The organism is Fulvivirga sedimenti, from assembly GCF_020328055.1.
Genome location: NZ_JAIXNE010000004.1, coordinates 1,287,788 through 1,300,410 on the forward strand (window position 1 = coordinate 1,287,788; position 12,623 = coordinate 1,300,410).

10 protein-coding genes are annotated in these 12,623 nt (G+C 48.0%); 8 read left to right on the plus strand and 2 right to left on the minus strand.

Going from position 1 to position 12,623, the window contains the following annotated elements:
- The first annotated feature begins 108 nt into the window (after positions 1-108).
- The 4 genes from LDX50_RS23650 (at position 109) to LDX50_RS23665 (ending at position 3,913) form a co-directional block, all read left to right on the plus strand.
- Complete coding sequence (locus LDX50_RS23650; protein WP_225698681.1) at positions 109-1,467, plus strand: PhoH family protein; 1,359 nt, start codon at positions 109-111, stop codon at positions 1,465-1,467.
- Positions 1,467-2,270: a DUF3298 and DUF4163 domain-containing protein gene (locus LDX50_RS23655; RefSeq protein ID WP_225698682.1), complete on the plus strand. Its 804-nt coding sequence runs from the start codon at positions 1,467-1,469 to the stop codon at positions 2,268-2,270. Before LDX50_RS23650 ends, LDX50_RS23655 begins: the two co-directional genes overlap by 1 nt.
- Before the next feature lie 247 nt (positions 2,271-2,517).
- Positions 2,518-3,126 carry a hypothetical protein gene (locus tag LDX50_RS23660; RefSeq protein ID WP_225698683.1) on the plus strand — a complete coding sequence of 203 codons (609 nt, stop codon included), beginning with the start codon at positions 2,518-2,520 and terminating at the stop codon, positions 3,124-3,126.
- 217 nt (positions 3,127-3,343) lie between these two features.
- On the plus strand, positions 3,344-3,913 hold the full coding sequence (locus LDX50_RS23665) for a hypothetical protein (protein WP_225698684.1): 570 nt from the start codon (positions 3,344-3,346) through the stop codon (positions 3,911-3,913).
- 534 nt (positions 3,914-4,447) lie between these two features.
- On the opposite strand, the gene LDX50_RS23670 is transcribed toward LDX50_RS23665, so the two are convergent.
- Positions 4,448-4,849 carry a nuclear transport factor 2 family protein gene (locus LDX50_RS23670; protein ID WP_225698685.1) on the minus strand — a complete coding sequence of 134 codons (402 nt, stop codon included), beginning with the start codon at positions 4,847-4,849 and terminating at the stop codon, positions 4,448-4,450.
- A gap of 225 nt (positions 4,850-5,074) precedes the next feature.
- Here LDX50_RS23670 and LDX50_RS23675 point away from each other — a divergent pair, with 225 nt between their 5' ends.
- The 4 genes from LDX50_RS23675 (at position 5,075) to LDX50_RS23690 (ending at position 9,449) form a co-directional block, all read left to right on the plus strand.
- Complete coding sequence (locus LDX50_RS23675) at positions 5,075-5,737, plus strand: hypothetical protein (RefSeq protein WP_225698686.1); 663 nt, start codon at positions 5,075-5,077, stop codon at positions 5,735-5,737.
- A gap of 363 nt (positions 5,738-6,100) precedes the next feature.
- Positions 6,101-6,580: a VOC family protein gene (locus LDX50_RS23680; protein WP_225698687.1), complete on the plus strand. Its 480-nt coding sequence runs from the start codon at positions 6,101-6,103 to the stop codon at positions 6,578-6,580.
- Between the two features lie 338 nt (positions 6,581-6,918).
- Positions 6,919-8,385: a sulfatase gene (locus tag LDX50_RS23685; protein WP_225698688.1), complete on the plus strand. Its 1,467-nt coding sequence runs from the start codon at positions 6,919-6,921 to the stop codon at positions 8,383-8,385.
- A gap of 365 nt (positions 8,386-8,750) precedes the next feature.
- Positions 8,751-9,449 (plus strand): hypothetical protein, encoded by a 699-nt coding sequence (locus LDX50_RS23690; RefSeq protein ID WP_225698689.1) that lies wholly within the window; start codon positions 8,751-8,753, stop codon positions 9,447-9,449.
- Positions 9,450-10,026: 577 nt separating this feature from the next.
- Here LDX50_RS23690 and LDX50_RS23695 read toward each other — a convergent pair.
- Entirely contained in the window at positions 10,027-12,390 is a 2,364-nt protein-coding gene (locus tag LDX50_RS23695) for an ABC transporter permease (RefSeq protein WP_225698690.1), read from the minus strand.
- Positions 12,391-12,623: the final 233 nt, after the last annotated feature.

Genomic DNA, 12,623 nt, shown 5'->3' on the forward strand with positions numbered 1-12,623 from the left:
AAAAGCATCCCCAAAATAAAATATTGAATTAAAACCGCATTCGTTGTTTGTCTTTTGCGACAGATTCCTAAATTTGAATCAATTAGCATTTAATTTTTTCCCTCCCCTATGGCCAGAGCGAAGAAGACTGAAAGCGGGCAGAAAGAGAAGAAAATATTCGTCCTCGACACATCCGTAATCATCTACGAACACAACTCGATCATGAATTTTGAGGAGCACGATGTGGGAATTCCCATCACCGTCCTCGAAGAACTCGATAACTTTAAGAAAGGTAACGATACCAAGAATTTTGAGGCGCGTGAATTCACCCGACTCATCGACAAGCTTGCCAATGGCAAGATGCTTCAGGACTGGAACCCTCTCAATGGCTCGGCCAACAAGGGTAAGTTCAAGGTGCTGATGTATTCCAAAAGCAAGATCGACGCCAGTGAGGTATTCGACGAGGACAAGGCCGACCACCGGATCCTGAATGCCGCACTGCAGTTGCAGCAGGAAATCCCGTCAAAAAAGGTCATCCTGGTTTCAAAGGATATCAACCTGCGTCTAAAAGCGAAATCCCTGGGCCTTCCGGCCGAAGATTATAACACCGGAAAAGTTCAAAACGTAAATTCGCTTTACCGGGGGATCAATATCAACGAAAAGGTAAGCCCTGACAAGATCAATCAACTTTACGAAAAAGGCGCGATTTCGCCACGCGGATGCCTTGGCACCAGCAAGCCCAACAAAAACGGCTACTACATCCTGAAAAACGGCAAGAAATCGGTTCTCGCATTTTACAATCCGATCATGGACCAGGTGGAACACGTTGAAAAACGCTCTGTCTATGGCATCAAGCCGCGTAATGCCGAGCAGACCTTCGCGATCCATGCGATCCTGAACCCGGATGTGAAGCTCGTAACGATCCAGGGTGTGGCCGGTACCGGAAAAACACTGCTGGCTCTTGCCGGCGCACTCGAACAAAAGCGTGAATTCAAACAAATCTACCTGGCCCGTCCGATCGTACCGTTAAGCAACAAAGACATTGGCTACCTGCCGGGTGACATCAAATCGAAACTGAACCCCTACATGGAGCCGCTTTGGGATAACCTGAAGTTTATTCAGAACCAATTCCATGAGTCTGACAAGGAATATTCGAAGATCACCGAAATGGTGAACCAGGAGAAGCTGGTGATCACACCGCTCGCCTACATTCGTGGCCGAAGTCTGTCGAACATCTGCTTTATTGTGGATGAAGCGCAAAACCTCACGCCGCACGAGGTGAAGACGATCATCACGCGGGCTGGAGAAAATACGAAGATCATCTTTACCGGGGATATTTATCAGATCGATACGCCGTACCTCGATTCGCAGAGCAATGGTCTGTCCTACCTGATCGACCGGGTGAAGGATCATGAGCTCTATGCACATATTACACTTGAGAAAGGGGAACGAAGTGAGCTGGCAAACCTGGCGAACGAATTATTATAATGATGTACAGAATACTTATCCTGCTGTTTGCTTCTGCAATGATCATCAGCAGCTGTGACGTCGAACGTCCACCAACAGAAACGCCTTCATCCGAATATTTCCCGCCTTTTACGGTTGAGACACAAAGTATCAACCGGGAGTACGGCAATTGCGAAACAGATACCTCACGTACCTGTACGACGGTGGCATTTCTGTACCAGACGGTAGCCGATACCGCACGGACACAGGCATCAGATAAGATCAATGCTGAAATAGAGGCATCGATAATGGAAATTCTCGGATATGATTCCATAGAGGATCAGTCGCTGAATGGCGTGGCAGATGTATTCATCGACGATTACCGTAATCTCGCCACCAGCTTTCCGGATGCCTTCGGATGGCAGATGAATGTGAGCGGTGAGGTTCTTCGGAATGACAGCGCTTTTTTGGTGATCCGGATACAGACGGAAGCATATACCGGCGGCGCGCACGGCAACTATAATTTACAATTCCTGAATTTTGATCCGATTACCGGTGACAAGATCACACTCGATGATCTTTTCAAACCCGGTTATGAAGAAATACTGAATAAGATCTCGCTGAATACCTTCCGCGACATCAGGAATCTCGGTGCCGACGAAGACCCTGCCTCCAGCGGCTTTTCATTTGAGGGCGACCGGTATTTCAACCCGGATAATTTCGCGTTGCTGAAGGATGAGATCCTGTTCTATTTCAACCATTACGAGATCGCCCCGTATTCTGCGGGTCCGACTACTATTGATATTCCCTGGGTGGAACTGAAGGATATAGTCAGTAGTCAGTAGTCAGCTCGCCTGCCGGAGCTTGAGCGTAGGTAGGTAGTCAGCCTACCGGGCTTGCCTTTGCTTCACTCTTGAGGAAACACCCCCTTTAACCCCCCTCAAGGGGGGACGCGGCTTGCGACTTTGTATGCCATTCAGTAAACTCTTCACTGGATTTTATTGTTAATTGGGCATAGGTTTTGGTTAAATAACAATCAGAAATGTGGTTCTCATCCAAAATCGCATTAACTTTATTCAACCCAACAAAGCAATGAAACGGTTACTGATTCTGGCGATCCTTTTAAGCAGCGCATTCGCATACGGACAGCGAAAGCAGGAAATCATTGTAACCATGAAGTGTGGGGATCAATATGAGATCACCGACCGTCTCAGCAAATTCAAAGGTTCACTGGTCCTTCCGGAGGACAACCGAAAGTATATCATAGGCCGGGCAGATGGGGAAAGGGTCAAACTGCCTAAATCAGATATCGTTTCCATCCGGATCGCAGAAGATGAGGAATACCTGTCACTTATCGATTTACGCAATAATCGCCACACCATCGGCACAATGCTGGCCTCAGGTAAAGTGAATGTTTTCAAATCTTACGAGGAAGAGGTTCAGCAAACCGGTCCGAATACTCCGGTAATTTCTATTCGTGAAATTTATTTTGAAGTCACCCCTGAAGGACTTGTACGCATCAATCCAAAAAAATACATCAAGACACTCGCTAATTCCTGTTCAACGCTCGATATGTATCTTCGGGAGACCGGCAAGATCAGAAGGAATGATGTGGATGTGTTGCTCGAAAGAGTTAATGCGATGTGCAGTGAAGGGTTAGCAAGTAGTCAGCCTGCCTACCGGCAGGTAGGTAGTCAGTAGTCAGTAGTCAGTAGTCAGTAGTGATTTATTGAGACCAGAACACACCTCAGGAAGTTTTACAAGATCTTAAAAAAAGTAAAGCGAATCCAGTTTTTTAACACGGCTAAAATCCATTTACCATGTTGTTGGTACGCTCATCATGTTTGCCTGTAACAATGGAACTACAGCGGTAGTCTAACGTACAAATACACAGGTCAAACAACAAAACAACAACACAATGAAACTCTTATTAGCAACAGCATTACTTCTTTCAATTGCCTGGGGATCAGGTGAAGAAAAAAAGAAGGAAATTGAAAAAAGCCGCAACGTCATTGCGCACGTTGCTTACGATACACCTGCTGCATTCGGATTCGGAAACAGCTTCTACCTGGACGCAGACAAGGATGGAACCAATGATTTTATGTTCACTACTGTAATGGTATCGAACGAGGCGGACATTCACACTAAATATCTTGTGAATGCGTTAAATAAAAACGAAGTGCTTTCGGTTGAAGGAAGCGCAGCGATCAACGAGGATGGAATGCCGGTAGCGGAACTGGGCAACGTGGCCTGGTCGGCCAGCGCCAGCGAAATCATCGAGCAGGTTTACTCTGATTCCAGGGAATCATGGAGCGGTACCTGGTCGGGCGACAGAGCACAGTACATCGGCATTAAGCTGGTAAAAGACGGCAAGTCGTACAACGGATGGGTGAAAGTATCCATCGATCAGGAGAACGAAACAGCTTTCGTTGAAGGCTACGCGATCAACCGCGCACCGAACGGTAACATCGCCGCCGGACAGATTTAAAGGTTAAAGTTAGGATTAAGTTCAAGGTTAGGGCGCCTCCATTACTGGAGGCGCCTTTTTTTCTACCCGCCGTAGCCTTGGCGTAGGTGGGTCATTCGCAATAGCCTTGGCGAAGGCGGGTTTCCGCCCCGCGAAGGGTATGAGCAAAGGTGGGTCACTATCCGAAGACTTCCCATTGAGGCCTATTTCACGGAGCGTACCTACGGCACGCATCAATAAGAGCCAAATTCCTGCTACATATGTAGCGTACCTTCAGCACGCATTTTTTACTGCGCCTTCACGTAGCCAGAGATTTCATTGTTATAGAGTGCCTGAGCCTATTTAGATAAAACATCACAGCGTTTTGCAGGCATGCGTCGTACCTACTCCGAAGGGATGCTGTTGGCACGGCACCGGATAATTAATCGTTATCATTGGTTATCCATACCCCGTCCCTACCCTGAAGGAAGGGATGAATTTTGGCACTGGACGGACAAACTCAAGGTTAATCGAGCACAGATGAGCTGGCAGTCTCCCTACACCCTATTACCTGCTCTACACGGCTACCCCCATCACTTCCTGCAGCGCGGCAGTGTTGGTGTATTGCTGGAAGGTTTTGATTTTACCATTTTCATAATTCCAGACATGGCAGAAGGGTGAATCCTGGCTCTTACCGGTTTCCTTATACGTTCCGGTATAGCGGCCTTCTACAACGACAGTATCCCCGAGGCCGTAAAATTTCTTTGGCGTCACGGTGAAATCATCCCATTCCTCGACGAGACGCATGAATAATTTATTCAGGACGTCATCGGGTCCGTTTAAGGTACCGGAGGCGGCATACGGATTTCCTTCGGCCTCATTCCATTGGATCTGGGGGTCCATTGCTCCCAGTACTGTGGGCACTTCGCCACGGCCAAATGCCGCGTACAAGCCCTTTAGGTGCTCTACATGATTCATGATTGTTGGGTTTAAAAGTGGTTAATTGTGAAGAGTAATAAAGTACTCATTTTCAGTGGATTTACCTATTACTTCAGCCTAAATAAAGTCTTGCAACCCACTCCTGAACAGGCAGTATATAGTAGATCAAATAAAAATTATATTAAGAATCCTATTCAATGGAGATCTTATATTTCAATTATATTTTTATTATTATAATACTATGACTTTTAAATTCAAATCATAATGAATAAGAAGCTCAAGAAATTCCAAATAGACTATACAGGACTGATTCTACGTATTTCTATCATGTCATTTTTCATTATGCTGAATGGCACTGTTCATTCACAATATATCAGCAAATCAATGATTGGGCTGAAAGGGCCGGTTAAAGAAATAACTGAAACCACTTTTCGGGTCAACTCATTCACCAATGAAAAAAATCATATGAATACCCGAATCATTCACTTTAATAAAAATGGAGAGACCTTGTCTGTGAGTGATTCAATTTTTAATACGGCCACCACCTATTTTCATAAAGATGGTAAAGTGGTAAGTGCAGAAATAAGAAATGATTCCGTCACCCGCGAGAAGTATAATTGGATTGACGATAGTACCTACCAAATCATCAATGAATCCAACGAAATAAGGGCGGTAGTAAAACTGGATTCGGTCGGAAGAATCATACAATGGGACGAGCCATGGGGATGGAAAGAAGAGTATATATATGACGGACTATGGATTGTAACGCGAAAATGGTACTCCGCGGACGCTGAAGAGCCCACTACCTTAAACAGTAGGTATAATAATTTCAAAGTCGACGAATACGGGAATATCGTATCCTATGAATCCAATATGTTGGTAATAAATATGCATATTTTCCATGCCATTAAATATTATGAGCAGTGAGCGACTAAAGCTGCCGGAGTCGGGCCAGGATTACTCGCGGAAATCCCGATCCAGGGATTCATCCGGGCGCCGGACTGTGATCTATTTAAATGTAAAAATGTGATCCCCCGGGCGACCCTGAACCAAGCCCTTAAGGTGCTCTACATGATTCATGATTGTCGGGTTGAAAAGTGGTTAATTGTGAAGAGTAATAAAGTACTCATTTTCAGTGGGCGGAAATAATCGTGCAGTCCATGTCAACGTATGCCTTTCCATCCAAACACTTTACGGGCATTCTAAGTCTTCTACTATGTCCGGCAACGAATTTATAAATCTCAGTTTTTTATGTTATTATAAGGAACACTCACCAACCCCTTAATCATCATGAAAAATCAGTTCTCAAAATGGATAATAATTCCTTTATGCTCTCTACTCATGGTTTTTGGAAGTCTGAATGCGCAAAATAAGATGTTGGAAAACATCACCTTACAGCATGTCACATTAGTCGTCAGTGATTTCACTGAAAGTTCAGAATTTTATATGGATATCCTCGGACTGAAACAAATCGATGCTCCATGGCTTCCGGAGAACCAGGCGTTCCTTCAACTGGGAAGTAACCTCGAACTGCATATGGGTGAAGTTCCGGGTGTGACGATCGCCCCGAGTACATTTAATCATTTTGCCATGAGTGTTACAGACCTTGATTCCTTCCTCGAACATTTAGAAAAGAATGATATCTGGTATGGCACTCTCGGCGGAGGCGAAAAACACAAGGTTCAGCAACGTCCGGATGGGGTGCGGCAGACCTTCTTCCAGGACCCGGATGGATATTGGCTCGAAGTGAATGATTACAAACAAAAATAGTTGGGCCCTCGTACGCCTTCATTAGATTTCGGCGTACGGAGCATGCCTTCATTAGATTTCGGCGTACGGAGCATGCCTTCATTATATTTCGGCGTACAGAGCATGCCTTCATTATATTTCGGCGTACAGAGCACGCCTTCATAATATTACGGCGTACGGAGCATGCCTTCATTATATTTCGGCGTACAGAGCCGGGCAGGCCTTTTTCTTTATCGTCATCCCCTACGTCCCCCTTGAGGGAAGACACCCCCCTTAATCCCCCCTCGAGGGGGGACGTATGGAGGTGTCGAAGAATATTTCACTTATATTGTCAACGCCATTTTCAACCTGAAACTAAAATGACAAGAGTCCTCTTCTCGCTGTTTTTCATCCTGATCGGCTTGAATGCTTCAGCGCAGCAACCCAACATCCTGTTGATCGTTTCGGATGACCTGAATACCAAAATCGGCCCTTACATGGACGTCAGCGATCATACGCCGAACCTTGACAGGCTTGCCAAACAGGGAGTGAAGTTTACCCGGGCGTATTCGCAATACCCTGTATGCGGACCGTCAAGGTCGTCCTTTATGAGTGGATTATATCCCGAAACCAATGGCGTTCTGGGAAATGGCTTCCAGCTGGGCAGCTATAAAGCCGCTACGCCGGAACTAAAAGACCACCCTTCACTGGCCGAATTCTTCCGAAAAATGGGTTATTACACAGCCCGTGTTTCCAAGATCTTTCATATGGGCGTCCCCGGCGGAATTGAACGGGGGGAAACAGGCGGTGATATCCCGGAGTCCTGGGATTATGCGCACAATGTGATGGGTCCCGAAACCATGAGTCCGGGAAAACTGGAATTGCTGTCACCCAAGAATAATCATTACGGCTCCAATTTCGCGCGGATGATTCTTCCGGACGAACTTGAGACTGGCCAAACAGATTATGTGGCCACTACCCAGGCTATCGCCATCCTGGAAAACCGGACCGGTAAGATCCCGGATGGTGCCACCAACCGGGTAAAGTTCAAGGCAGATAAACCTTTTTTCCTGGCAGTCGGACTGGTAAGGCCTCATGTCCCCCTGATCGCACCAGAGAATTGCTTCGCCCAATATCCTGCCGAATCGATGGAATTGCCTGAAGTGAGCGGACTGGAAAATGTGCCGGATCAGGCACTGCGGCTGCGAAATGAGCATGTCTGGGGTATGTCCGAGGAACAGCAACGAAAAACTATCAGTGCCTACCTGGCCAGCGTACGGTTCATGGACCAGCAGGTGGGCAGGCTGCTGGATGCACTGGACCGCTCAGGCGCCCGGGAAAATACTATTGTAATATTCATTTCGGATCATGGCTTTAATCTCGGTGAACATGACTGCTGGTCAAAGACAAGCCTTTGGGAAGAAAGTATCCGCGTTCCGATGATCATCTCGGCTCCGGCGTATAAACAAAGCAACGGATCGTTAGCAGACCAGGTGGTAGAGCTGATCGACCTCTATCCTACCCTCGCGGAATTGTGCGGACTACAGGACAGCCTGCCTCCTATTCTCCAGGGGAAAAGCCTCGTGCCGATGCTGGCGGGTCGTCAGGCAGAAGAACGTTATGCGTACACTGTGAGCTATGGAGGACGAGACGGCGCCCTGACCGGTGTTCGGTGGAAATATACGCGATGGGAAAATGAAGCAGGAGGCACCCATGAAGAATTGTATGATCATGAGAATGATCCGGAGGAGCTGTTGAACCTTGCGGGTGATCGCGCCTATGGTGAGGTTCTGAGAGAAATGCGGGAGAGGTTTGATGGAATGAGGCGGTTGGCGGGGAGGAAATAAGGCTTAACCAGCCGGGTTATTGCCCTCGCACACCTTCATTGCATTTCGGCGCACACAGCCGGGCAGGCGGGCATGTCCGCCGTAGCTTTAGCGAAGGCGGGGAGACGGTTGGGGGTGGGCCTTGCCTCCTCGGACATGGCCCGGGCCGGTCCTTCTTCATCGTCATCCTGAGCTTGTCTCAGGATCCCCCAGTTCATTGCATACAACAGGAGATCCCTGCCTGCCGGTTTACCTACCGTTAGGTAGGAGGACAGGCGGAACAGCCTTCCGCCAACACCAATCGTATTCCACACATTTTCAAGGCTTCAGTAAAAATCTTAACCATAAATTAATTATGTTATAATCTGGAATCAATCTCACCCCTAATGAAGCTCAAATCGATCCCCACAAAAAAGTCAGACCACTACTTCTTCCTCTTCTACGCCTTTTATTTCCTGATCACGCAGTTTATCGGGTTCTCATACACTGCTTCTGTGCGTATAGAAAATGAAGGCGGATTACCATTGATCGCCGTCATACATGGTGTCTTCGGGGGCTTGTGGTATGCATTGTTTGGCGTACAATGCCTTCTGATCACCGGCAAAAAGGTAAAATGGCACATGATCCTCGGACCATCCGGAATACCAATCGTTATTGGCGTCTTCCTGACTGGCATCTATGCTGTTTTCCGGGTGAATACACCGGAAGAAGAGATACCCTTTGAAATAATGAGTTCCGAGATCGTATTATTTATCATGGGGCTGATCTATGCAACGCTGGGATTTGTCAACCGGAAAAAGGCACATGCGCATAAGCGCTATTTTCTGATGAGTATGATCATGTTAAGTCCGGCTGGTATCGCACGCTTCTGGGAACTGACTGGCATTGCTCCCAGCGAGGTCATTTATTTTGTGCTGTTTCTATTTATCATCCCCATTCTCTCCATACTGGCATATGACCTGCTGGCCTATCGCCGGGTGTTTAAAGCCACGGTGGTTTCACTTATCGCATATGCACTCAGCCTTTACCCGGGAAGCCTCCTCGGGCAATGGGTGGTGGATTATATTCGGCCGTTGTTTTTGTAGGGTCTTCTTTACACACGGAGCGTACCTACGGCACGCTGGACGAAAAACTAAATTACTGCTACCCATATTGCGTACCTACGGCACGCCTAATCTCTGCCTTCAAGGACTCAACTACCAGGATGTGAGTTCCGCCGGCGCGTCCGCCAAAGCTTTCTTCGATAGCCGAAGCCTTGGCGAAGGGTATAAGCGAAGGCGGGGATGACGGTGAGTAGATGGGCATGCCTACGTCCCCCCTTGAGGGGGGCTAGGGGGGTGTCTATGCTAAATCTGGTCGTAGGTTCCTACCTACGACCTTATGCTTTATTTATTTGGTCGTAGATAGGAATCTACGACCAGAATCGAGTGGAAACTACTGGTTATCAGAGCGCCGGAGACAGTCCGGCCTGTCGGCCGTAGCATAGCGAAGGCGGGGATGACGTTACAGGTATATGGCGTGCCGAAGGTACGCTCTCTGTTTAGATAGCCATGTCGCTTTATGATCGCGTGCCGTAGGTACGCTCCTTGTTCAAATGAAACCATGATTTGGTCGTAGGTAGGAACCTACGACCGGACAGTGATGACGTTAAGGATGAATTGTTCACTCCGTCCTCAAACTATCCGCAGGATTCGCCCTGGAAGCACGCCACGTGCGCAAGCCAATGGTGCCAAAGCCTACCAGCAGGGCCAGTGTGATCGCAAGAATCGCCTGTGATGCGCCAATGTCGATCCGGTAGGTGAAACTGGTAAGCCAGTTTTCCATGACCCACCAGGCAGCCGGTACAGCCAGCAATGCGCTTACGACGAAAATCACAAAATACTCGCCCATGACCATCAGCATGATACGCCGGCCGGAAGCACCCAGCACCTTGCGGATGCCGATCTCCCGTACACGCCGCTCCAGCGTGAACGTGATCATTCCGAGCAAGCCCATAGCAGCGATCAGGATCGCGAGGAAAGTAAAGCCCGACAGCATGGTCGCCATCCGCTCTTCGGATTTATATAAATTGTTGAACGCCTCATCCAGGAAGTAATAATCGAAGGGCGCATCCGGCTGAAATTTATCAACCTCTGCCTGGATCCCCGCAAGGGCTTCCTTCACATCCGTACCCTCCTGAATCTTCACGTACAGCGATCCGCCGTACTCGATCATCGTCCGCGAGGTATCTGAATGCACCTCCATCACCATCGGCTGGATCTCATTCTTCAGGGAACTGTAATTGAAATCCTTTGTGATCCCGGCAATCCTGGCCACCGACGGTCCGATCGCCATTTCCTTGCTCAGGGAATCCGTCGAAATATGCAGCCTTCCCGCCGCCGTCTCATTGGCCAGCAGATTTCCGCGCAACGGAACTTCCTCGAACCGATGTTCAAATTCAATACCCATCAGTTCGGCAAACTGCTCATCCACATTCATCACGCTGAGGGAGATCTGTTCATCCGTATCCGGTACCGTGGTGAAATAAATGGAATATCCCCCTTTGAAAAGAGAGAGCGAGCTGAGGGCAACGCCCGAAATCCCCGGCATATCCTTGATCTGATTCTTCATATATTCAAAACCCACCGGCTGCTTATTCGGCGACAGGTTGATAGCCAAAACCTGGTCTTTATCCAGTCCGATCTCCTGACTTTTCATGAATTTCAGCTGATCGATGATCACCAGGGTCGCCAGTAACAGTCCGATCGATACCATGAACTGAAACGTCGTGAAAGACTTCTGAAGGAAACTGTTCTTCCCTCCTCCTGTGCGGTTACTCTTGATGATCGACACAGGATTGAAACGGGCCATGATCCATGCAGGGTAGCTGCCGGCCAGTATCACACTTCCGATGAAAATCGCGGCAACGATGCCGACGAATATTGGCGTCTGCAGGTATTCGATATCCAGCGGTTTATCCAGGAAAGAAATCATGTACGGACGAACATACATCAGCAGTATCAGCGAAAGCGTAAATGCAATACTGATGATCAGGAATGAATCCAGGAAAAACTGGAACACAAGGGAGCGCTTTGATGCCCCATTCACCTTACGTATTCCGACTTCCTTCGAACGTGCCGTTGAACGTGCAATGGCGAGATTGATATAATTAATTAGGGCCAGAACGACGATGAGAAGTCCTATGGCCAGCAGTGCGAACAGGTAAATCCGCATCGGACTGAATACGTCATTTCCACCGAGGTAAACATCCTCCATGGAGTCTAGGACATAGCTTTCGTCGGCTGATTCCATCGCAATTTTTTCTATCGACTCTTCGACCTGTGCCTTACTGGATGGCTCGTCAAGCTCAAGATAGGTTAGAAACGATCCCAGTGACACATTCTCATTATCGAGGGTGCCTTTCATTTCATCAATAGTCTCGAGGGTCTGAAAAGAAATCAGCATATCATACCGGATGGATGAATTGGAAAGAGCCTCCGCCACGATTCCCGCGACAGTAAGCGGATATTTCCGGTCGTAGTAAAGTGTTTTTCCGAGGGGATCATGCGTTCCGAAATACTGACTGGCCATGGTTGGGGTAAGGAATACCTTGCCAGGCTGACCAAGTTCTTTCGGATTTCCCCTGGTAAATTCGAAGTCGAAAACCTCGCTGAAAGACGGATCGACGAAATGGGCATTTTCCACAAACCACGCTTCATCCTGCTCATTTTTGATGATTGTTTTTCCGGGGTTGATCATGCGTACAGAATTCTGCACACGGGGATCTTCTTCCGTCACCCGCGGTCCGAACATACTACTCATGCCGGACATCTGCATTTCCATGCCTCCGTAGTTCATTTTGCCCTTCACCTGGAAGACGCGGTCGCTCTTGGAATGAAACGTATCGTAGGTAAGTTCGTGGGAGGTGTAGAGGAAAATCAGCAGGGCCGCGCCCATGCTTAGTGATAGTCCGAGAAGATTGATGAGTGTGAAAAAACGATTTTTTAGCAGGGATCGCACCGCAATCTTGAGGTAGTTTTGGAGCATAGGTTTTTTGAGTTTTAAAAATAGACGGAAATAAGGTAAAAAGGTTGCCTTTGCACACCTTCATTGCATTTCGGCGCACGCAGCCAGGCGGGCGAATGCCCTCGCCGGGCTGGCCCTACTTTTTCCATTGACCGTGCTTCGCCGAAGCGGCTACGCGAAGGCTGAGTGAAAAAGTAGGCAAAAAATCTAGGCCTGGCCCTCCCATGGGGATCCCTTCGGGAAAACTCGTCGGC

Bases quoted from the DNA above. Each gene is read 5' to 3' on its own strand.
- LDX50_RS23650 (WP_225698681.1), top strand. From the start codon at position 109: ATGGCCAGAGCGAAGAAGACTGAAAGCGGGCAGAAAGAGAAGAAAATA.
- LDX50_RS23655 (WP_225698682.1), top strand. From the start codon at position 1,467: ATGATGTACAGAATACTTATCCTGCTGTTTGCTTCTGCAATGATCATC.
- LDX50_RS23660 (WP_225698683.1), top strand. From the start codon at position 2,518: ATGAAACGGTTACTGATTCTGGCGATCCTTTTAAGCAGCGCATTCGCA.
- LDX50_RS23665 (WP_225698684.1), top strand. From the start codon at position 3,344: ATGAAACTCTTATTAGCAACAGCATTACTTCTTTCAATTGCCTGGGGA.
- LDX50_RS23670 (WP_225698685.1), bottom strand. From the start codon at position 4,849: ATGAATCATGTAGAGCACCTAAAGGGCTTGTACGCGGCATTTGGCCGT.
- LDX50_RS23675 (WP_225698686.1), top strand. From the start codon at position 5,075: ATGAATAAGAAGCTCAAGAAATTCCAAATAGACTATACAGGACTGATT.
- LDX50_RS23680 (WP_225698687.1), top strand. From the start codon at position 6,101: ATGAAAAATCAGTTCTCAAAATGGATAATAATTCCTTTATGCTCTCTA.
- LDX50_RS23685 (WP_225698688.1), top strand. From the start codon at position 6,919: ATGACAAGAGTCCTCTTCTCGCTGTTTTTCATCCTGATCGGCTTGAAT.
- LDX50_RS23690 (WP_225698689.1), top strand. From the start codon at position 8,751: ATGAAGCTCAAATCGATCCCCACAAAAAAGTCAGACCACTACTTCTTC.
- LDX50_RS23695 (WP_225698690.1), bottom strand. From the start codon at position 12,390: ATGCTCCAAAACTACCTCAAGATTGCGGTGCGATCCCTGCTAAAAAAT.